This is a genomic window from Streptomyces sp. NPDC048277 (genome assembly GCF_040652235.1).
GTDB lineage: Bacteria > Actinomycetota > Actinomycetes > Streptomycetales > Streptomycetaceae > Streptomyces.
On record NZ_JBEZLQ010000011.1, the window covers coordinates 188,058 to 209,193 of the forward strand.

General features: G+C 71.2%; 19 protein-coding genes. 14 read left to right on the top strand and 5 right to left on the bottom strand.

What is annotated here, in order from left to right:
- Nucleotides 1-15: 15 nt before the first annotated feature.
- The 8 genes from AB0D85_RS24415 (at nucleotide 16) to tatA (ending at nucleotide 8,519) form a co-directional block, all read left to right on the top strand.
- Complete coding sequence (locus AB0D85_RS24415) at nucleotides 16-600, top strand: TerD family protein (protein WP_362323768.1); 585 nt, start codon at nucleotides 16-18, stop codon at nucleotides 598-600.
- A gap of 272 nt (nucleotides 601-872) precedes the next feature.
- On the top strand, nucleotides 873-1,955 hold the full coding sequence (locus AB0D85_RS24420) for a TerD family protein (protein ID WP_362323771.1): 1,083 nt from the start codon (nucleotides 873-875) through the stop codon (nucleotides 1,953-1,955).
- Between the two features lie 112 nt (nucleotides 1,956-2,067).
- On the top strand, nucleotides 2,068-2,430 hold the full coding sequence (locus AB0D85_RS24425) for a metalloregulator ArsR/SmtB family transcription factor (protein WP_362323774.1): 363 nt from the start codon (nucleotides 2,068-2,070) through the stop codon (nucleotides 2,428-2,430).
- On the top strand, nucleotides 2,423-5,068 hold the full coding sequence (gene mgtA, locus AB0D85_RS24430) for a magnesium-translocating P-type ATPase (RefSeq protein WP_362323777.1): 2,646 nt from the start codon (nucleotides 2,423-2,425) through the stop codon (nucleotides 5,066-5,068). The genes AB0D85_RS24425 and mgtA overlap by 8 nt, the downstream gene beginning before the upstream one ends.
- Nucleotides 5,069-5,173: 105 nt before the next feature.
- Entirely contained in the window at nucleotides 5,174-5,851 is a 678-nt protein-coding gene (locus AB0D85_RS24435; protein WP_362323780.1) for a lytic transglycosylase domain-containing protein, read from the top strand.
- A 123-nt stretch (nucleotides 5,852-5,974) separates the two neighbouring features.
- Nucleotides 5,975-6,247 (top strand): hypothetical protein, encoded by a 273-nt coding sequence (locus AB0D85_RS24440; protein ID WP_362323783.1) that lies wholly within the window; start codon nucleotides 5,975-5,977, stop codon nucleotides 6,245-6,247.
- A 137-nt stretch (nucleotides 6,248-6,384) separates the two neighbouring features.
- Nucleotides 6,385-8,088 carry an LCP family protein gene (locus AB0D85_RS24445; RefSeq protein WP_362323785.1) on the top strand — a complete coding sequence of 568 codons (1,704 nt, stop codon included), beginning with the start codon at nucleotides 6,385-6,387 and terminating at the stop codon, nucleotides 8,086-8,088.
- A 143-nt stretch (nucleotides 8,089-8,231) separates the two neighbouring features.
- A complete protein-coding gene (gene tatA, locus AB0D85_RS24450; protein ID WP_362323787.1) occupies nucleotides 8,232-8,519 on the top strand; it encodes a Sec-independent protein translocase subunit TatA in 288 nt (95 codons plus the stop codon).
- Between the two features lie 16 nt (nucleotides 8,520-8,535).
- On the opposite strand, the gene AB0D85_RS24455 is transcribed toward tatA, so the two are convergent.
- The gene (locus tag AB0D85_RS24455; protein WP_362323789.1) at nucleotides 8,536-8,751 is read right to left on the bottom strand and encodes a hypothetical protein; all 216 of its coding nucleotides are present in this window, start codon (nucleotides 8,749-8,751) and stop codon (nucleotides 8,536-8,538) included.
- 36 nt (nucleotides 8,752-8,787) lie between these two features.
- The gene (locus AB0D85_RS24460) at nucleotides 8,788-9,222 is read right to left on the bottom strand and encodes a sec-independent translocase (protein WP_362323791.1); all 435 of its coding nucleotides are present in this window, start codon (nucleotides 9,220-9,222) and stop codon (nucleotides 8,788-8,790) included.
- Nucleotides 9,223-9,372: 150 nt separating this feature from the next.
- On the opposite strand from AB0D85_RS24460, the gene AB0D85_RS24465 reads away from it, so the two are divergent.
- From AB0D85_RS24465 to AB0D85_RS24475, 3 genes are all read left to right on the top strand, one after another.
- The gene (locus AB0D85_RS24465) at nucleotides 9,373-9,948 is read left to right on the top strand and encodes a TerD family protein (protein ID WP_362323794.1); all 576 of its coding nucleotides are present in this window, start codon (nucleotides 9,373-9,375) and stop codon (nucleotides 9,946-9,948) included.
- Between the two features lie 272 nt (nucleotides 9,949-10,220).
- The gene (locus AB0D85_RS24470) at nucleotides 10,221-11,561 is read left to right on the top strand and encodes a hemolysin family protein (RefSeq protein WP_362323797.1); all 1,341 of its coding nucleotides are present in this window, start codon (nucleotides 10,221-10,223) and stop codon (nucleotides 11,559-11,561) included.
- Nucleotides 11,558-12,577: a hemolysin family protein gene (locus AB0D85_RS24475; RefSeq protein WP_362323799.1), complete on the top strand. Its 1,020-nt coding sequence runs from the start codon at nucleotides 11,558-11,560 to the stop codon at nucleotides 12,575-12,577. The genes AB0D85_RS24470 and AB0D85_RS24475 overlap by 4 nt, the downstream gene beginning before the upstream one ends.
- Before the next feature lie 134 nt (nucleotides 12,578-12,711).
- Here the strand turns inward: AB0D85_RS24475 and AB0D85_RS24480 are convergent, their stop codons facing one another.
- Together AB0D85_RS24480 and AB0D85_RS24485 are read right to left on the bottom strand one after the other, a co-directional pair.
- Nucleotides 12,712-13,056 (bottom strand): hypothetical protein, encoded by a 345-nt coding sequence (locus AB0D85_RS24480; RefSeq protein WP_362323802.1) that lies wholly within the window; start codon nucleotides 13,054-13,056, stop codon nucleotides 12,712-12,714.
- A complete protein-coding gene (locus tag AB0D85_RS24485) occupies nucleotides 13,053-13,514 on the bottom strand; it encodes a cupin domain-containing protein (protein WP_362323804.1) in 462 nt (153 codons plus the stop codon). The genes AB0D85_RS24480 and AB0D85_RS24485 overlap by 4 nt, the downstream gene beginning before the upstream one ends.
- 145 nt (nucleotides 13,515-13,659) lie before the next feature.
- Between AB0D85_RS24485 and AB0D85_RS24490 the strand changes: the two genes are divergently transcribed.
- Both AB0D85_RS24490 and AB0D85_RS24495 read left to right on the top strand, forming a co-directional pair.
- The gene (locus tag AB0D85_RS24490; protein WP_362323807.1) at nucleotides 13,660-14,280 is read left to right on the top strand and encodes a TetR family transcriptional regulator; all 621 of its coding nucleotides are present in this window, start codon (nucleotides 13,660-13,662) and stop codon (nucleotides 14,278-14,280) included.
- Between the two features lie 116 nt (nucleotides 14,281-14,396).
- A complete protein-coding gene (locus AB0D85_RS24495; protein ID WP_362323810.1) occupies nucleotides 14,397-17,351 on the top strand; it encodes a LuxR C-terminal-related transcriptional regulator in 2,955 nt (984 codons plus the stop codon).
- A gap of 278 nt (nucleotides 17,352-17,629) precedes the next feature.
- On the opposite strand, the gene AB0D85_RS24500 is transcribed toward AB0D85_RS24495, so the two are convergent.
- Nucleotides 17,630-18,379, bottom strand: coding sequence for a DUF6585 family protein (locus AB0D85_RS24500; RefSeq protein WP_362323812.1), 750 nt, complete (start codon nucleotides 18,377-18,379; stop codon nucleotides 17,630-17,632).
- Between the two features lie 236 nt (nucleotides 18,380-18,615).
- Here AB0D85_RS24500 and AB0D85_RS24505 point away from each other — a divergent pair, with 236 nt between their 5' ends.
- Nucleotides 18,616-20,604, top strand: coding sequence for a hypothetical protein (locus tag AB0D85_RS24505; protein WP_362323815.1), 1,989 nt, complete (start codon nucleotides 18,616-18,618; stop codon nucleotides 20,602-20,604).
- Nucleotides 20,605-21,136 lie beyond the last annotated feature (532 nt).

The following is a 21,136-nucleotide window of genomic DNA, read 5'->3' on the forward strand; positions in this document are numbered from 1 at the left end:
GAGAGACGAGGACGCATGTCGGTCAATCTGGCCAAGGGACAGCAGATCAGCCTGAGCAAGTCGGACGGTTCCTCGCTGAGCGCCGTACGCATGGGGCTGGGCTGGCAGGCGGCTCAGCGCAAGGGCTTCCTGGCCCGGCTGGCGGGTACCCGGGAGATCGACCTGGACGCCTCGGCGGTGCTGTTCGCCGGTGGCCAACCGGCCGACGTCGTGTTCTTCCAGCACCTGGTCAGTGACGACGGCTCGGTGCGGCACCTCGGCGACAACCTCACCGGCGGTGCGGGGGCCGGAGGGGACGACGAGGTCGTCCTCGTCGACCTCGGCCGGGTTCCCGCGCACATCGACCAGATCGTCTTCACGGTCAACTCCTTCACCGGGCAGACCTTCGCCGAGGTGGAGAACGCGTTCTGCCGCCTGGTCGACGAGACCACGGGACAGGAACTCGCCCGCTACACCCTGAGCGGCGGCGGCGCGCACACCGCCCAGATCATGGCGAAGCTCCACCGGACCGACGGGGGCTGGCAGTTGAAGGCCATCGGCGAACCCGCCGCCGGCCGTACGTTCCAGGATCTGCTGCCCGCCATCGCGGGCCATCTGTGAAGGCCGAGGACGATCCAGCCGATGATGCCCATGGTGCGGTCCGCCGGTCGGACCGTGTCGCACGGCGCGGTTGGCGTCCCGACGTTGTAAGTTGCTTGATTGCGCAACCTTAGGCAGAGTTCTGCGGGTGTCGTGACGAGAACCAAGAGGTCACCGATGGGCGGCCAGCGAGGTTCTGTCGCCTGGCCAGGACATTTGCGCAACTGATGAATCAGAAGGGATTCGGGTGCCTTGGTGATGAGGGACACGGAAAGCGGCTGCGGGGGACGTGCATGAGTTCGTCCCTGACCAAGGGTGACAACGTTTCGCTGAGCCGGCGGGCTCCGGGCCTGACCGCCGTGACGGTAGGGCTCGGCTGGCAGGCGGACACCGGCTACGACCTGGACGCCTGCGCCCTGCTGTGCGACGCCTCCGGCAGAGTGCCGTCCGACGACTACTTCGTCTTCTTCAACAACCTGAGCAGCCCGGAAGGATCGGTCCGCCACACCGGCGGCGGACGTCCCGACGGCGACGACCAGCAGATCCAGATCGACCTCGGCCGGGTCCCCGACCACGTCCTGAAGATCGTCTTCCCGGTCTCCCTCTACGAGGGCGCGGCCCGCGGCCAGGGCTTCGGACAGGTGCACCGTGCCCACGTCCGCGTCCTCGACCGGGAGTCGGAAGCCGAACTGGCCCGCTACGACCTCGCACCGGGCGGCCTGTCCAACGAGACGGCGCTGGTCTTCGGCGAGCTGTACCGGCACGGCGCCGAGTGGAAGTTCCGTGCGGTCGGCCAGGGTTATGCCTCCGGGCTCGCGGGCATCGCCGCCGACTACGGCGTGGACGTACTGCGCGAGAAGGCACCGGGGCAGGGCGACCCCGGCGCCGCCGTCCCGGGCACCCCCACCCACCAGCCGCCCCCGGCCGTCACGCCCATCGCCGTCCCGCCACCGCCGCCGGCCTTCGCCCCGGCGCCACAGCCCACCGGGAGTCCCGCCATGACCTGTTTCTTCGACCCTGCCCACGGCCCCGGCCACACGACCGTCACCTGGTCCCCGCAATGGGGTGTGCCGCGGCCGGTCCAGGCGTGCCCCGGTTGTGCGCAGCGCGTGCAGACCACGCCGCCGCCGTTCTACACCCCGCCCCAGCAGGGGTATCCGCAGCCGGCCCCGCAGGGCTATCCGCAGCAGGGCGGTTACGGGCAGCCGTACGAGGACCACCACGACCACGGTCAACAGCAGGGCGGCGGACGCCGGTTCGGCGCGGGTGCGCTGATCGGTGCCGGTGCGGCCGGTCTCGTCGGCGGCGCGCTGCTGAACGAGGCGTTCGACGACGACGAACCCGACGTGATCGTCAACAACTACTACGAGGACTGACGAAACGACGGCGGTCGGCCCCGCGTTCACGGTGTGGCCGGACGCCTACACTGGGTGGGCGCGTGGGCGTCGCCCGTGACGTGCTGTGACGGCAGAGGGTGAGGGGCGGACAGTGGCGGGGAAGGCCGGTGGTTTCGAGGATCCCTCTGCCGAGGTTCTGACGGATGCGGCCGAGGTGTTCGGACTGCTCGCGTCCGCCGCCCGGCTGCACCTCATGTGGGCGCTGTCCCAGGGCGAGAGCGATGTCACGCACCTGGCCGACCGGGTGGGCGGCGCGCTGCCCGCCATCAGCCAGCACCTGGCCAAGCTGAAACTCGCCGGACTGGTGCAGGCCCGACGGGAAGGGCGGCGGCAGATCTACTACATCGACGACCCCGACATCGTGACCGTCGTGCGGGTCATGGTCGGCCAGCTGACCGCGCGTTCGCAGCAGGTCTCCACGCCGGTGCGCCGCCTGTACGAGACCGGTGGCTGAGACCACTGCGGCCTCGGGACAGGGTGCCGGGACTCCTGACCCCGTGGTCGTGCGGGCGCCCGAAGCCGGCGGAACCGGCCCGGGGCCCGACGCGCCCGCGCTGCTCGCCCTGCTGCGGCGCCTGGACAGCGGCCCGCGCGGTCTGACGGAGGCCCAGGCCGATGAACGGCTCTCCCGCTTCGGCGAGAACACGATGCCGGCCGCCCGCGGGGCGTCCTGGCCGGGGCTGTTCTTCCGGAGTCTGCGGGATCCCTTCACCGCGGTGCTCGGGTGCCTCGGGCTGGTGTCGGCGGTGGTCTTCGCCTGGGGCACCGCGTCGGTGATCCTGCTGCTGGTCGTGGTGAGCTGCGCACTGCGGGCGACGGGCGAGCACCGGGCCGACCGGTCCATGACCGGACTGCGTGCGCTGGTGGCCACCACGGCCACCGTGCAGCGGCGCGCGGACAACAACGCGGCGCCGAGGACTCGCGAGATCCCGGTGGACGAACTGGTCCCCGGAGACGTCGTCCGGCTGGGCCCCGGCGACCTGGTCCCGGCGGACGTACGGCTGCTGCGCGCGACCGGTCTGACCGTGCACCAGGCCGCCCTCACCGGGGAGTCGGCCCCGGTCGGGAAGCGCGCCGGTGATCCGCACGGCGGGACCGGTGACGGGGTCTTCGGGCAACCGCAGATGTGCTTCCAGGGCAGCAGCGTGGCCTCGGGCAGCGCCACGGCGATCGTCACCGCGACGGGCGCGCGCACCCGGTTCGCCGCCGCCCGGGGCGGGAGGGTCCGGCACGAGGCGAGCGCGTTCGACCGTTCCGTGCACGGCGTCTCCTGGATCCTGATCCGGTTCATGCTGCTCACCCCGCCGCTGGTCCTCATGGCCAACGCGGCGCTGCGCGACCGGGGCCTGGAGACCCTGCCGTTCGCGGTCGCCGTGGCGGTCGGGCTGACGCCGGAGATGCTGCCGGTCCTCGTCACCACCTGCCTGGCCCGCGGGGCCGCGCTGCTCGCCCGGGGCCACGGGGTGATCGTCAAGCGGCTGCCGGCGCTCCACGACATCGGCGCGATGGACGTGCTGTGCCTGGACAAGACCGGCACGCTCACCCAGGACCGCCCGGTCGTCGACCGCGCCCTGGGCCCGGACGGCCGGGACGATCCCGAGGTGCTGAACTGGGCCGTCGCCAACGCCTGGTGGACCCTGCAGCTCGCCGACCTGCCGAGCCCCGACGCACTCGACGAGGCGATCCTCGACACGGCGGACGAGGACGGCCTCATGGCGTACGACGGGGTCGCCGCCGTCCCGTTCGACCCGCTGCGGCGGCTCTCGACTGCCGTCGTCCGCACGCCCGGCCGGCTGGGCACGCACACGCTGGTGGTCAAGGGCGACATCCAGGCCGTCCTGGAGCGCTGCGCACTCGACCCGGACGACCGAGCACGACTGAGCGCACTCGCCGCCCGCCAGGCCGACGCCGGCCTCCGGGTCCTGGCCGTCGCCACCGCCGAACGCCCGGCCCGCACCCGCGACTACACGCCCGCCGACGAACGCGGCCTCGCCTTCCGGGGCCTGATCACCCTGCGGGACGCGCTCGCGCCCACGGCCGCCGACGCACTGGCCGTCTTCGCCGACCGCGGCGTCACCGTGAAGGTGCTCACCGGCGACCACCCGGGGACCGCCGCCCGCGCCTGCCGCGACCTGGGCATCCCCGTGACCGGGGACCAGATCCTCACTGCGGACCGCCTCGACGGCCTCACCGCATCCGAACTCGCCGCCCTCGCGCTCCGTACGGCCGTCTTCGCCCGCTGCACCCCCGAACACAAGGCCCGGATCATCCAGGCCCTGAGGTCGCGCGGACACACCATCGGCTTTCTCGGCGACGGCGTCAACGACCTGCCCGCCCTGCGCACCGCCGACGTCGGCATCGCCCCGCGCGAGGCCTCCGACGTGGCCCGTGAGGCCGCCGACGTGGTGCTGGCGGAGAAGGACCTCACGGCCGTCGCCCACGCCGTCGCCGCCGGCCGGCACGCGAGCGGCAACATCGCCACCTACCTGCGCATCACGCTCTCCTCCAACCTGGGCAACGTCATCGCCATGCTCTGCGCGGGCCTGCTCCTGCCGTTCCTGCCGATGCTCCCCGCCCAGGTCCTCACCCAGAACCTGTGCTTCGACGCCGTCCAGCTCGCCTTCGCCTACGACCGCCCGCACCCGTCGGTACTGCGCCGGCCGACCGTGCTCAGCCCCCGCGGCCTGCTGCGGTTCATCACCGGCTTCGGCGCCCTCAACGCCGCGGCGGACCTGGCCACCTTCGGTGTCCTCGCGCTCGCCCTGCACGGGCTGGGGACCTCCCTGGACGAGGCGGTGTTCCACTCCGGCTGGTTCACGGAGAACCTGCTCACCCAGGCCCTGGTCATGCTGCTGCTGCGGCCGGGCCGGACCGGTGCCGGGTGGCGCAAGCCGGGATCCGTGGCCTGCGCGGCGGCGGCCCTGGCCGCGATCGGACTGGTCCTGCCGCCGTCCCCGCTCGGGCCGCCGCTCGGCCTGACCCCGCTCCCGCCGGTCTACTACCTGCTGCTCACGGCCGTTCTCGTGCTCTACGCCGCCGGACTCCTGGCCGCCGGGACACGGCAGGGGCGCGCCCGGGGGCGGACGCGGTGAGACGGTCCACGAGACCCGTCCCGGGCGGTGTCGCCTCACGCGGTTCTTAAACCGCCTGCTGTACAAGGTTCTGGTCGAAAGGCCGGGCGGGAGAAAGGGCAAGGAATGTCCGATTCCCGGGCATCGAGGCGCCGGCGTTGGATCGCCGTGGCGGTCCTGGCCCTGGCGCTGTACGTCATCATCCGGGCGGCCCACACCCAGCAGGGCGACTCGCCGCCCCCGTCCGGAACCGCCACGCCCACCGCGACCCCGCCGTCCGCCTCGCCCTCGCCGTCCGTGTCGGCGGCCTCCTCCTCGTACGATCCCGCCCACTACGCGACCCAGGTGCGCGCCCGGGCCCGGCAGACCGGCGTCAGCGCCCAACTGCTGATGGCGATCCTCTACAACGAGGCGTACAAACCCCATGACGCGGCCTTCGAACGCGCCTGGCAGAAGTACAAGCCGGACGCCGCCTTCGGCATCGCGAACATGCACCGTGCCACCTTCGACGAGGTGCGGCAGGGGCGGGACTTCGCGCACCGGAGCTGGGAGGACCTGCCCGACGACCGGGACCTGGCCGTCGAGGCCGAAGCCTGGTACCTGCACGATCTGTCCGCCGGACTGCCCGCCTCCTGGCCCGCCTCGTACACCAGGGACCAACTGCTGGCCCTCGGCTACAACACGGGCCCGGCCAACATGCTCGCCTTCGCCCGCGGCGCCACTCCGGGCAGCCAGGCCCGGTCCTACCTCGACGAACTGCAAGCGAACTGGGCCAAGGCCGGACGGGCCGTCGGCACGGGCTGACGCAGCTCGGCCCCCGATAACGGATGGCTAGCTTGCAGAGTTGCGCAATAATGGAAGTCGGCGGGATCCGGTCCTGATGTCGGGGGAAGAAGGGCATGCATGCCGCACGGGGACATTCGGCGAGTGCGTGAGGCGAATCTGCGGCTGGGGGCCGCCCTGGCCGAGGTCGAGGGTCTGTACACGGCGCTGCTGAAGGCGGGTTCTCCACGCCGGCGCCGACGGCTTCGGGCCGAACTGGCCCGTGCGGCCGGCCGGCTGGCGGAGCTGGCCGCCGCGGCGCCGGGATCGGAGTCCCGGGCCACCGGTGCGCGTCGCTCGCGCTGGGGGCGGCGCCGGATCCTGGCCGAGCGCGGCGCCGAGTGGATCGCCGCCCGCTACCGGCGCGACGTGCCCTGATCCGGATGTGCGGTCCGACTCGCGGGCCCCACCTGTGAATTGACAGAGGGTCTGACCCCCACGTCTCCTACGTTTGCTAGATTGCGCAACCAAGCAACTAACGCCTGATCGGGCCCGACCGTTCATGGGAGTGGGAGATGAGCGACCCCTGGGGCGGCCGCGGTGGCCAGGCCACGCACAGCCGCAGCACCCGTACGCCCGGACCGCGAGCGGACGGGTCCGCTGCGGAGCGTCCGGCGGCCGGCCGTGCGGCGGCGAGGGCGACGGCCCGTCGTGGCGGGGGCGGCGGCGGACGCGAGGCCCGGCGGGCGAAACGGGGCGGGCGCGCCAGACGGGTCCTGAAGGCCGTCGCCATCTGTCTTGCGCTGCTGGTCCTGGGCACGGCCGGGGTGGGCTGGTGGTTCTACCGGCATCTCAACGGCAACATCAACAGCGTCTCCCTCGACGGCAAGGGCGGCAGTGAGAAGGCCGACGCGTTCGGGCGTACGCCGATCAACATCCTGGTGATCGGCTCCGACGGCCGCACCAGCGCCGCGGACTGCAAGCTCGGCGGCGGCTGTTCGCAGACCGGCGTGCAGAGCGGCTACGGCAACGCGGACGTGGAGATGGTCGTGCACATATCCGCCGACCGTTCCAACGCCACGGTCATGAGCATCCCCCGCGACACCATGGTCGACGTCCCCGCCTGCAAGGACAGCACCAGCGGCGAGTCGACCTCCGGCTACTACGGCCAGGTCAACAGCGCCCTCCAGTACGGTCCCTCCTGCCAGGTGGCGACCATCCACCAGCTCACCGGCATCCCCATCGACCACTTCGTGAAGCTGGACTTCTCCGGCGTGGTCAAGATGTCCGACGCGGTCGGCGGTGTGTCCGTGTGTGTCAACGGCAACGTGTACGACACCTACTCGCACCTGAAGCTGTCCAAGGGCACCCACACCCTCAAGGGTGAGGCCGCGCTGGAGTTCGTCCGTTCCCGGCACGGCTTCGGCGACGGCAGCGACCTCGGCCGTACCGTCTCCCAGCACATCTTCCTCAGCGCGATGATCCGCAAGTTCAAGAGCGCGGGCACGCTGACCGACCCGACCGCGGTCTACGACCTCGCGGACGCCGCCACCAAGGCGCTCACCGTGGACGACGGCCTCGGCAGCGTCGGCAAACTGGTCTCACTGGCGGCGGACGTGAACAAGGTCCCCGCCAAGCGGATGACCTTCACCACGATGCAGACCGCCCCCGACCCGAACAACAGCGACCGGGTGGTGGTGGGCTCCGGCGCCAAGGACCTGTTCGCCACCATGGCGAACGACCAGTCGCTGACCACCGGTTCGGGCGGGAAGTCCGCGGCGGCCTCCGCGACCGCGAAGCCGGCTGCCCCGGTGGTGTCCAGGTCCGGGATCGCGGTGACGGTCGAGAACGGTACCGGGATCGGGGGCCGTGCCTCCGCCGTGGCAACCGTCCTGACCGACGGCGGCTTCAGCTCCGCCACGACGACCGCCAACGCGCCGAGTCCGGCGTCGTCCACCACGCTCACCTACGGCGCGAGCCGGAAGGCCGAGGCCCAGGCGGTCGCCGCTGCCCTGAGGCTGCCCGGCTCGTCCCTGAAGGAGGGCACGGGCTCCGGGCTGACCTTGGTGATCGGCAGCGACTGGTCCAGCGGCACGACGTATCCGGACACCGGCACCACCGCGAAGACCGCGACCGCCAACGCCAGCGCCTCGACCGCCGACGACTCCAGGACCTGCGCCAAGGTCAGCCAGTACAGGACGGTTTCCCTCAACGGGGTCGCGATGACCCCGGGCCAGGCGTACGCGGCGGCAAGCGGCAAGGCCGACTCCGACGCGTGAGGCCGACGGGCTTGTGCACCAGGGGCAGAGGGATCTCACCTCAAGGTTGTACAGTTGCGCAATGTAGCAACAATTTCGGACTGATCGATGGCCGGACCGCGCGAGTTGCCGGTCGGCCGAGGCGATGAGAAGGGGTGTGCGGGATGCTCCGCAACGGACTGGAACCCTGGCACCTGCTGGTCGTGGGGATCGTGATCATTCTGCTGTTCGGCTCGAAGAAGCTGCCCGACGCGGCGCGCGGCCTCGGCAAGTCGATGCGCATCCTCAAGAGCGAGGCCAAGGCCATGAAGGAGGACGGCACCGCACAGTCCTCGGCCGCCCCGGCGGCCGAGGACGAGGCCGCGCAGCCCGCTCCCCGCGTCATCCAGTCCGCGCCGGGAGAATCCGCGTCGGCCCGTCCCGTCACGGCCGAGAGCACTCAGGCCGGCTGAACCGGCCTGCGGGGCGTCAGGGGCTCGCTATGTCGAAGCCGTACCGCAGCGGCTCGCTGTCCACCGCGTAGTCGCGGCGGTACACGTACACCCCGGCGACCCGCACCCCGTCCGGCCCGGCCTCGACCTGGCAGGGATGCGTCACCTGGAGCACCCGCGGCCGGTCCGGGACCTTCACCCGCAGTCCGTCCGCGGGGCCTCCGGTGAGCACCGCGGTCTCCCATCCGGTCACGTCAGTCTTCTCCTTCACGATGATGGTCGGTTGTCTCTAGGTGGCATCGGAATCGAAGGCCGCCGTGTGAGCGGATGATCCGGTCTGCGCGTCCTTCGTCAGGGACACGGGTTCCGGTGTCACCGGCTCCCGTGGGCTCTCGGCGGCGGCTTCGCGCACCGCGTCGGCGACCTCCGCCAGATCGGCCCTCGGGTCGAGGGCGCTGCGGATCTCGTCCAGCCCGAGCCCGTCGCCGTCGAGGACGTGCTTGCGGACGAACGTCTTCGGGTGGAGGTCCTGGAACTCGAAGTCCTGGAACTCCGGTCCCAGCTCGGAGCGGATGTCGTCCTTGGCGCTGTCGGAGAACTCCTTCACCTTGCGGAGGAACCCGGCCACCTTCTGGATGATCTCGGGGAGCTTGTCCGGACCGAAGAGCAGTACGGCGAGGATCGCCAGTGTGAGGACATCCAGCGGTCCCACGTCGAAGAACACCTGACACCACTCGCCTTCGCCTGCGTCGGTCGCCCGGTGCGGGCCACCGGTCAATACTTTAGAGGTTGCGCAACTATAGGAACCATAGTGCCGGGTTCGGCGTTGGTAATGAGTGACCGGACAGACGATGAGCGATCGGGAGGATCGGCCGTGGGGATTTCGCTGGCCAAGGGCGGCAACGTGTCGTTGAGCAAGGAAGCGCCCGGCCTGAGTGCCGTGCTGGTCGGTCTGGGCTGGGACGTGCGCACCACCACCGGCGCGGACTACGACCTGGATGCCTCCGCCCTGCTCTGCGGCGCGTCCGGGAAGGTGGTCTCCGACCAGAACTTCGTCTTCTACAACAATCTGCGGAGCCCGGACGGCTCGGTGGAGCACACCGGCGACAACCTGACCGGTGAGGGCGAGGGCGACGACGAGTCGATCAAGGTGAACCTGGCCGCGGTGCCGGCCGAGGTCGCGAGGATCGTGTTCCCGGTTTCCATCCACGAGGCGGAGACGCGCGGGCAGAGCTTCGGCCAGGTGCGCAACGCGTTCATCCGCGTGGTGAACCAGGCGAACGGCCAGGAGATCGCCCGCTACGACCTCTCCGAGGACGCCTCCTCGGAGACCGCGATGGTCTTCGGCGAGCTGTACCGCCATGGCGGCGAGTGGAAGTTCCGCGCCGTGGGCCAGGGCTATGCCTCGGGTCTGCGCGGCATCGCCCAGGACTTCGGCGTCCACGTCTGAGGCGCCGGCCGTGCCGTAGCCGTCCGGCGGACCGCTGATGGCGCTCGTCTTCCCGGGGTGTGCGGAGTGCCGGGCGAGGGCGCCGCCCGTGGCGAGTGTTCACTGCCGCACAGGTGCGGGAACCTTGGAGTGAACCGGATCGTTTCCCGGGTCAGTACCGCAACCGGAGGAGTAACAGCTTTGTCCGCCAGATCGACGGACCCCTCGGGGCACAGTCCCCGACCAACCCGCCAGGACTTTCCTGAGCACGGCACGCGGCGGGGTGGTGTTCGATGAGTGCCGTGAGCGCGCTGACGGGCCTGCTGGCCGTGTTCCTGCTGACCGCGGCCACCGGCTACTTCGTCGCCCAGGAGTTCGCCTACGTCTCCGCCGACCGCCTCGCCCTCGCGCGCGAGGCCGAGGCGGGGGACAAGAAGGCCGCCCGTGCCCTGAAGGTGCTGGAGCGGCTGTCGTTCATGCTGTCGGGCGCGCAGCTCGGCATCACCGTCACGGGACTGGTCGTCGGCTTCATCGCCGAGCCCTCGGTCTCGGCCCTGCTCGAACCGGCCCTGTCCGGTGCGGGTCTCCCGGACGCGGCCGTGAGCGTCGTCTCCGTGGCCGTGGCCTTCGTCGGAGCCACCGTGGTGCAGATGGTGCTGGGCGAGCTGGCCCCGAAGAACCTCGCCATCGCCGTGCCCGACCGGCTGGCGAAGGCGCTCGCGGGTTCGACCCTGGCGTACCTGAAGGTCGTCGGCCCGCTCGTGCACGTCTTCGACGGCGCGGCGAACCGGCTGCTGCGCAGGGTCGGCATCGAGCCCGTCGAGGAACTGCATCACGGCGCCACGCTGGAGGAGCTCAGCCAGCTGATCGGCGAGTCCCACGAGCAGGGCGAGCTGCCCAGGGACATCGCCGAGCTCCTCGACCACGCCCTGGAGTTCTCCGAGCGCACGCTGCACGAGGTGATGGTCCCGCGCGCGGACGCCGTCTTCGTCCGCCAGGACGCCACCGCCGCCGACACGGTCGACCTCATCGGCCGGCACGGCCACTCCAACTACCCGGTCCTGGGCGACCACCCCGACGACGTCACCGGTGTACTCGGGGTACGGGACCTGATGCGGCTGCCTGCCGACCGGCTCACGGACACCCCTGCCGGCACCGTGGCGCGCACGCCGCTCCTGCTGCCGGACACCCTGCCGCTGCCGGACGCGGTGAAGCAGATGCGTGCGCGGGACGACGAGTTCGCCGTCGTCCTGGACGAGCACGGCGGCGTGGCGGGCATCGTCACCTACGAGGACATCGCCGAGGAACTGGTCGGCGACATCGCGGACGAGAGCGACACCGTCGCCGTGCCCGCCATGGCCGACGGCCAGGGCTGGCTCGTGGACGCCGGCCGTCGCCTCGACGAGATCGCGGAGGCCACCGGCATCGAACTGCCCCAGGAGGAGGACTACGACACGGTGGCCGGCCTGATCGTGGACCGCCTCGGCCGCTTTCCGACCGTCGGGGACCGCGTGACCGTCGATCTGGCGGCCGACGGCGCCCGGGCGACCCTGGAGGTGCGGGCCCTGGACCGCCATGTCCCCGAGCGGGTCCGCCTGGAGCGCTCGCCCGCGCGTGAGGAGAAGCAGGCATGAGTTTCCCGACGGCGCTCTTCGTCACCGTCCTGCTGCTGATCGGCAGCGGATTCTTCGTCGCCGCCGAGTTCGCCCTGGTCGCCGCCAAACGGCACCGCGTGGAGAAGGCGGCGGCCGAGGGGCAGCGCGGCGCGAAGGCGGCCCTGGCCGGTATCCGCGAGCTCTCCCTGATGCTGGCCGGCGCCCAACTCGGCATCACCATCTGCACCCTGGGCCTCGGCTCGGTGTCCAAGCCCGCGATCTCCCACGAACTCGACCCGCTGCTGCACAAGCTGGGCCTGCCGAGCGCGGTCAGCTACGGCGTCGCGTTCGCCGTCGCGATGATCCTGGTCGTCTTCCTGCACATGGTGGTCGGCGAGATGGCCCCCAAGTCCTGGGCCATCGCCCACCCGGAACGCTCCGCGATACTCCTCGCACCGCCCTTCAGGGCCCTGGTCAACGCCGTACGACCGCTGATCCGGTTCCTCAACGCCCTGAGCAACGCCCTCGTACGCCTGTGCCGGGTCGCCCCCCGCGGCGAATTGGCCTCCGTGCACAACCGGGAACAGCTCACCCACCTGGTGGCCGAGTCCGAACGGCTCGGCCTGATCAGCGAGGAGGACTCCGGGCTGATCACCAGCTCGCTGACCGAGCCGCAGAACCCGGTCGGCGCACTGCAGGTGCCCGCCGCGGAGATCACCTCGGTCGCCGCGGACGCGGACGCGGACACGATCCTGGCCACCGCCGCGGCCCATGACCGCAACCGCCTGCTGGTGCGCGACGGCGACCGGGTCATCGGCTCCGTACACGCCCGCGACGCGCTGATCGCCCGTACCCGGGGAAGGGCGATCACGGCCCGCGACCTGGCCCGCCCGGTACCCGAGCTGGCCGCCGACGACACGATCAGCCACGCCATCGAGCAACTGCGCCGGCGCCGGGCCTCCCTGGCCGTCGTCCACGACACCACCGGCCGTCTCACCGGCATGATCACCCTCGACGACCTCCTCGCCCGCCTCCTGCACCCGCAACCGTCCTGACGTCGTTTCCGCGAGGCAGGTCCCACGCCGAGTTCTGCGGCCCGAGCCGCGTCGCGGAGCACAGCGGGAGTCCCGGCAGGATCGTGGTGCCGGTTGCGGATCCTGTCCGGGCTCCCGTCGAGAGCGAGCCGCGCTCACGCGATGGCGACGGCCGTTGCGACGTGTATCGCGGTCAGGAGCGAGGCTCCCGCGATCATCGTCGATTTCCGGGTGGCGACTCCGATGAGGGCGTCGCCCACCTGGGCCGCGGCGGCCGCGCACAGGATGAGCGAGCCGGCCGGACCCGACCACGCGAGCGGTGCGACGAGGGCCGCCGCCCCCAGCGGCACGCCCCTGGTCGCGTACATCCAGCCGTAGAAGCGTTCGCCGGCGGTGGGCGTACCGCTCTCGCTCAGCGCTGCCGGGCGTACGCCTCCCACCACCGCGAAGGCGATGCCGGCGAGCGCGGCGACGGCGTTGGCCCCGAGGAGAACGTTCACGGGGCGTACTCGGTCGAGGGTTCGGTGCCGTACTTCGTCCAGACCTCCGCGACGGCGCCGGGTGACAGCGGCTGCCCGGACTCGACCATGGCCTTGAGGTCACGGAAGTACTGCACGTACAGGTCCGGCGTGAAGGTGTTGAGCATGACCGCCCTGTCGTCGGTCACGTTGGCGAAGGTGTGCGGTGCGCCGGGCGGGACCATGACCCACGTACCGGCTCCGGCGTCGTAGTCGTCCTGCCCGACGGTGAACCGCACGCTGCCCGAAAGTATGTAGAAGCCCTCGTCGTGCTGGGCATGGCGGTGCTGCGGAGGACCGGCGGTGTGCGGGGGGATGGTGATTTCGCCCATCCCCAGGCGGTGATTGGTGTTGCTGCCGTCCTCGAGGATCCGGATCGTCGACGGGCCGTTGACGATGAGCTCGCCCTCGCCCGGAGCGGTGATCGACACCTTGGCCATGGAGTCTCCCTGACTGGTGGGGTTGCCAACGCCAAGGACCTTATGGTCGATCCGAACATCCATGCAAGTGGACTCTTAAAAAAACAGTCGACTCTCTTCCGGTCGCCTCGCCCGGTATGCTTTCGGTCGGCACGGAAGGATGATCATGGCCGAGCGGAGTCGCCCGAACGGGCTCAGCAACCAGATGGAACGCACCAGGTCGGCGATCATCGCGGCCGCCCGCGACCTCGCCGACACCGGCGCGGAGATCACCATGCCGGGGGTCGCGGCCGAGGCACGGGTCTCCGAGGCGACCGCCTATCGCTACTTCCCCGACCTGCTCTCGCTCCTGCGCGCCTCCGTGATGACGGAGGATCTGGTCGCGGTCCTGCGATCGGCGACGCGCGGCGACGACCCGGTCGAACGGATCGGTCAGGCCGCGGAGATCCTCGGCCGGGCGGTGCTGCGCAGACAGGGTGCCGTCCGGGTGGTCGTCGCCTCGACCATCGCGAAACCCTCGACGTCCAAGGACCGTCCCGCCCACCGCTTCGGACTCATCGAGCACGCTCTTGCCCCGTGGGCCGACAGGTGCGGCGCCGCGCAGCGCGCGGACGTGGAGCAACTGGTCCGCGGTCTCGCCCTGGTGATCAGCGCCGAGTCGCTGTTCGCCCTGATCGACCTCTGCGGCCTGACCCCCGACGACGCGATCGCCGGCCTGGTGACCACCGCACGGCAGATGACCGCGGCGGCAGTCGCGGCCATCCCCACGGGACCCGCCACCGACTGAACCGCCGCATGCGTTCCAGGCGCAAGTCGGCCAACGGGATGGCCTAATATCCGAATTGACCGGCAACAGATGGTGTCCTCGTTCGTGTGCACATCCATGGGAAGGGAGAAGGCCGCTTGCCCCCCAAGGATCGGGCCCATGAGGACGGCACCGTTCTCGTCGGCAGACAGGCGCAGATCGAGTGTCTTTCCGCGGTCGTCAAGGATCTGACCGACGGCCGGGGAGCGATCCTGGAGGTCACTGGAGAGCCGGGCATCGGCAAGACCACGCTGCTCGGTCTGCTCGCCGAACGGGCTGCCGAGGCAGGGGTACCGGTGGTGCGCGCCCATGCCGCGCGCGGTGTGACACAACCCGGCCAGGTCATCACCGAGGTACTGGATGTCCTGGAGGCGCGGGATCCCCCGATCGCCCGGGAGTTCGGCGCCGGGGCGGATGCCGAGGTGCGGAGCGTGCTGGGGCGCTGGGCCGCGCGGCGTGGCGGCGTGCTTGTCCTCGACAATGCGCATCTGTGCGACGAGCAGTCCGCGAGACTGATCGCGCGGCTCGTGCGAAGACCCCCGCCCGGCCCGTTCGTCCTGGCGCTGGCGCACCGCCCACGGCAGTCCGGGCCGGTACTACGAGAGGCGCTCGAACACGGAGTCGAGACCGGCTCGGTCACCCGCCTGGCCCTCTCCTCCTTGGACCTCCGGGCGACAGCCACCTTGCTCGGCCGCAGCAGGTCTCACCTCGACACCACCGCCCCGCACGCCTTGTCCCACTCGGCGCCTGACCACGCGTACACCGAGTGGCGCGCCTCTCCGGCACCCGTGGTCGACGGCACCTACGCCGAGCAGTTGCACGCCGCTTCCGGCGGCAACCCGCGGATGCTGCGCATCCTGGTCGCGGCGCGATGGGACCCGGACGAGTGGCCGCTGAGCCCCGGTCCGGACCGGCACGGCATGCTCCGGGAGGCCGTCTCCGTCGTCACCGAGCTGGACTCCGTCACCGCTGACGCCGCGCTCTCCGTCCAGGTCGCCGCCGTTCTGGGCGATCCCTTCCTCCCGGACGACGTCGCCGCGGTCTCCGATCTCGGTCTGGAACGGACCCTCGGCGCGTTCACCGAACTCGTACGGGCGGACCTGATACGGCCGCTGCCCTGGGGCGGCGGCTACGCCTTCAGGCACCCGGTGCTCGGCCACATCGCCCTGGAACACGCTTCGCCGTCCCTGCGTGTCAACGCTCACAGGCGGGCCCTGGATCTGCTGACCACGCGAGGAGCGTCAGCGCTCCGACGTGCCCGGCAGGCCGAGCACCTGGTGGGCGCGGGCAGTGCTCAGGCCCGGCAGGTGCTGGTCGAGGGCGCGGCGGAGGCGATGGCCAAGTCCCCGGCCGCCGCCGCCCGTTGGCTGCGCCTGGCGCTGGACCACCTGCCCGCCGGAGAGGGGATCAGCGCCTCCCGGGCCGTTCTGGTGCTCGACCACTGCCGGGCCCTCAGTGCCGTGGGCCGCCTGCAGGAAGCCCGTTCCCTGGTGCACGATCTGCTACGGCATCAGGCGGATCTCACCGAGGACCTGCGGCTGAGCGCCTACGCCGTCTGCGGAGAGCTGGAGCGGCTGTTGGGCCGCCACCAGGAGGCCGAAGCAGTGGTGCGGACGGCACTCGAACTCGTACCCCGCCCACTGCCGGTTCCTCTGCCGGCGCCGGCAGCCGAACTGATCACCGCATACGGGCGAGTGCAGTTGTTCCGGGGCGCCTACGGCGAGGCACGTGACCTGGTCCGAGAGGCGGCGGAGGCCGCCGGAGCCGTCGGCCGGGCGGTGCCCTACCTGCGGGCCCTGGGCGCCCTCGGCGACACCCAGCTCGGGCTGCTGCCCGAGGCCGTCGCAGAGGTCACCGAGTGTGCGCGGATCGTGGACGCCCTGCCGGACGCCGCTGCCGTCACCATGCCCGACGTCCTCGCGATGCTCGGCTGCGCGGAGTTGTTCCAGGAGCGCTTCCATGACGCCTACCGGCATCTGGAACGCGGACTGCAGGCGACCACGGGTGCCACCCGGAGGTTCATCCGGATCAACCAACTGGTGGCCCTGTGCCACCTCGACCAGCTGACGGGGCGTCTGGAGCCGCTCGGCCGCCGTGCCGAGGAGGCCGAGCTGCTCGCCCGGATGAGCGGGGTCGACGAAGCCGCCGGGATCGCCATGACCCTGCGGGCGACGGGGCTGCTGTGGACCCGTCCACGGCGGGACACCGACAGACTGCTCGAACTCGCCGGGGAGGGGCTTTCCCTCGCCTTGCGCAAGCGGGGCTGGCGGGCAGCCGTAGCGGTCGGCCTGCGTGCCCAGGCCCAGTTCCTCGGCGGAGACCCGGCAGGCTGTCTGCGCACCCTCGTCGAGGAGGGCGGCCCGCAGCTGCAGCGGCTGCTGCGGGCCTGGCAGCCTTCTCTCCTGGCCCTCGCCTCCGTCGCGGCACTGCGGTGCGGTGACATCGACGCCGCACGCGAGTGGGCCGCAACGGGGGAGACCGTGGCTGAACAGCTGGGGCTGCCTCTGCAACAGCAACACGTGCGCAGAGCCCGGGCCGAGCTCCACGCTGCCGAGGGAGAACACCGCCTGGCGGTAGGGCTGTTTCACGAGGCCGCGGAGTCGTTCCGCCGTGCGGGCCTGCCGGTGGAACACGCCTGGACCCTGGTGACCGGTGCGCCTTCGGTCCACGCGGCCCACGGCACCGGGCAGGCGCTGGAGTGGCTCGACAGGGCGGGAAAGACCGCTCGGGCCTGCGGCGCACAGCGGATCCGTGAGGAGGCGGCGAGGGTCAGGACCCTGCTGCCCGCGTCCTGCGCCCCCAACGGTGCGGTGGTCGCAACGGCGCAGGAGGCGAACGCCCGGGCGACGTTGGCTCTTCTCACCGAGCGGGAGCGGGAGATCGCGGAACTGGCGGCAGGAGGCAAACGCACCAAGGAGATCGCAGAGCAGCTCTTCGTCAGCACCAGGACGGTCGAAGCCCACCTCGGCCGTATCTACCGCAAGCTCGGCATACCCTCCAGGGCGGCACTGCCGCGCGCACTCGGCGGAGCGGTCCCCCGGCCGACCGTCTGACCACGACCGTGCCGACGAGCCTCCATGTTGCTGTCCCGAACCCATAGCCGCAGGTCGTTACGGAACGGTGCGGCCTCCTCGATGTTCAGGCAGCGCCGCTGGCGTTCGCCGGATCGGAGCCGGTCCGTTCCTCCCACCGCCCACCGCCCACCGCGACGTCCCCGGGAGGCGCATCGGCAAGGCCGCGGTGGATGCACTGCGCCCGCGAGGTTCGGTGCCACCTTGAGGGACTCCACCGGCCTGCGCAGGGACGCAGCCTCGCGCCGACGGCTGGCGCGTCAGGCGGCGGACTGCTCGTGCAGCCTGCGGGCGACCGCCAGGAACAGGTGCAGGTTCGTGATCTGCTTGGCCAGGTGGTTGGACCAGAGGACGGCGCCACCCGACGAGTCGGTGGTCATGATGCGGACCAGGCCGCCCGCGGCACGTACCTCCCGGACCTCGGACCAGGGCAGGTTGCCCTCCCCGCGGGCGTACACGGCCGTGCGGGAGAGTGAGAGCGCTCCGAACGACACCGTGCCGCCCTCACGGAGTGTCTCCAGCACGCCCGGTGCCTGCGCGCGCGTCACCGCGTCCTGCATCCGGGGACCCCAGACGTCGGGATCCTCGTAGAACTCCGTGATCCGCACCGGTCCCTGGCCGGGAACGCTCGCCGAGTAGACGTATTTGGTCGGTGCTTTGACCCCGTTGATGACCAGCTGGACGATCTCCTGCTGGAGGTGCAGGGAGTCCCAGCGCAGGGCGACCGGCTCGCCACCGGACGGCGGGTGCACGACCAGCCCCTCCTCGAACAGGTGCAGTCGCTGGGCAGCCCGTTTCCGGCTGAAGTCGGGGAAGCGGCGCATGCTGAACCAGTAGTACAGCAGCCCGGGGACCAGGAAGAACATCATGAGCATGATGCAGTTGAAGACATGGGCGGCGAACACCGTCCGACGGAGGCGCTTCGGCGCGAACGAGCCCTGGAGCGCCCCCAGCCGGTGGCGGGCGGCCAGGTCGGCGACCTCGGGCGATGCGGGGGTGAGGGGAGTCATGCTGCAGAGCGTCCGAGACGCTTCGACACGTGACAACCGTGGATCTACGTAAATCGGTTACGTAATGGGCGGGGTGTGCGGCTGACTGACGCGCAGCGGGCGCGCATTGGTGCGACACGAAGTCGCGCGGCTGAACACCGTCCGTGGAGCGGTAGCCGCCGGCCACCTCACTCACCCAGATCTGCCCGGATGGGGGAGCCGGGTTGGTGTCAGTGGGGCCGATTACCCTACCGGTCATGTCTGATGCTCTTCGGGATCACGGCACACGAGAACTGACCCTGGTGTGGGAAAGGCCGGCGGGCCGGGTGCGGCCTTCGGCGACGTTGCATGGATTCGGGGACGGTTTGGGTGTGGCGGTCGCCGTGCCCGTCGGGGACGATCGCGTCCTGCTGGCCGCGTCGGGCGATGACGAGGAAGACGACGTGGTGCGGCTGTGGGACCCGGTGACCGGCGAGCAGGTCGGTGGCCCCCTGCGGGAGAACTCGAAACAGGGCGGGCGTGTCACGGCGATGGTGGCCCTGCCGCTCGCCGGTGGGCACACCCGGCTTGCCACGGCGCACTACGACGAGGACGACGACGGCCATGTCGTGTACCTGTGGGACACGGTCACCGGCGAGCAGGTCGGTGGTCCGCTGCCGGGCCCGGAATCGGCGTCGAATCTGGTCGCCGTACCCACGCCGGACGGGCGGAACCTGCTGGCCGTCACCCCTCACGACGAGGAAGGGCTGTGGCTGTGGGATGCGGCCACCGCCGAACGGGCCGTCGGTCCGCTGAGCGCCCCGGCGGGCGTGGAGGACCCGAGCGCGATGGCGGCGGTGACGCTCGCTGATGGCCGCACGCTGCTTGCCACTGCCCACGATCACGGGGAAGGCGCCGTGGTGTGCCTGTGGGACCCGGTGACGGGCGAGTTGGTTCAGACACTGCTGTGCCCGCACGAGGACGAGGGCTGGCCGAGCGAACTGGTGGCGGTGCAACTGGCCGACGGGGGCAGGCTGCTGGCCTTGTCCCTCAATGACGACGATCACGAGACGGTGCGGCTGTGGGACGTGGCAACCGGTGCTCCGGCCGGCGGGCCCATCACCGGTCTCGGTCTGCGTCCCGTCCCCATGGCCGACGGGACGACACTGCTGGCGATCGGGTCGGGACTGTGGGACCCGGCATCCGGGCGCCGAATCGGTGACCTGGGGGCGAACCGCGTCCCCGCCGCGGTGGCAGCGGTTCCGTTGCCGGACGGCCCCACACTGCTCGCGGGAGAAGCGCCCGGTGGCGCGGTCTGGTTGTGGGATCCCACCGCAGTGGAGTCACCGACCGAGCCGGAGGACGTCGGCTGGGCCGGCCTGGTGGCACCTGTGACGGTCCCCGACGGGCGAACGCTGCTCGCCACCCGCAGCGACACCACCGTCTGGCTGTGGGATCTGCGTACCGGCGAAACCGCCGGGCAGCTTCACACGGGCGATACGGATGTCCTCACGGCGATGGCGGCGGCGCCCCTGCCGGACGGACGCACCGTTCTCGTCACCGCCCACAGGAGCGGTGCTCTCCGGTCATGGGATCTGGCGACGGGCGGACTGGTCGGTTCGTTGCCGCCCGGCCGCACCAGCGAGATCCGCACCATGGTGCCGATCGCGTCGCCCGACGGGCGGACACTCCTGGCCACCGGCAGCCACTCGGGCATCATCCGTCTTCGCGACCCCGAGACCTGCGCAACCGCGAGTGATGGTTTCAACCGGCCCGAGCGGCCGCCGCTGGTACTGGCCGGTGTTCCGTTGCCGGACGGACGCACTCTCCTGGCAAGCAGCGAAGCGACCCCCGCCCGGGGCGGCACGAGAGCCGTCCGGCTGTGGGATCCGGCCACGGGCCTACCGGTCGGTGCCCCCTTCGAAAACCACAGGTACGTGGAGCACCTCGCGGCGTTGCCCTTGCCGGACGACCGGACTCTCCTGGCAGTTCGGGACTTCGACGACTCCATCCGCGTCTGGGACACCGACAGCCGTCAGCTCGTGGCCGAACTCACCGGCGGGGCGATGGCCGCGATCGCCCCGTCCGGTGGGCACCCCCTGCTGGCCGTCGCAAGGCAGGGCGCGATCGAGCTGTGGGATCCCCTGACCCGCCGGTGGGCGGGCTCCCGTCTCCTGGAGCGACCGGTCACGGCCCTGGCCGGTGCCGGGTCGAGTCTGGTCGTCGCATGCACCGACGGCCTCGGCGTCATCGACCTCGTCAACTGAAGTCCCCAACTGCCCGCAAAACCAAGCAACATCACCAAGGCCGGCCAGCAGGAGCCTCTCGCGATTGACTGCGACCCGGACCCCCCAAGCCATTAACGGCGGAGCCCCCCCGGTGTCAGGCAGGGAGCACATGAAGACCACGATGTCGCCGCCGATAGCGTTCGAACTACCCTGAGCGGCGGAGTCCACGCCCGGTTCTCGCGTGAAGTCACGCGATGGATCGCGTCGCGGATGAGGGCGGCGCGGTGAGCGGTCGTACCGATGAGCCGCTGAAGAGGCGCTGAGTGGTTGTGGTCGGCTGCGAGGGGCAGGGGGCTTCCGCACGGATGCCGGGGACCTCGGCGTCTTCACCGCACCCTGCGGGCCCGTCCCGCAGAACGCTGGGAGCCGACCGGGCCGGGATGCTCGCTCTACCTCCCGTCGGCCCGCCCGCCTGGTGGCGGACGCAGACCCGTATCGGCCGCGACCACTACGTCCGCGTCGACACCGACGGCTATCCGTGCACCCCCTTTTTCTGCGTCGAGCTTCTGTG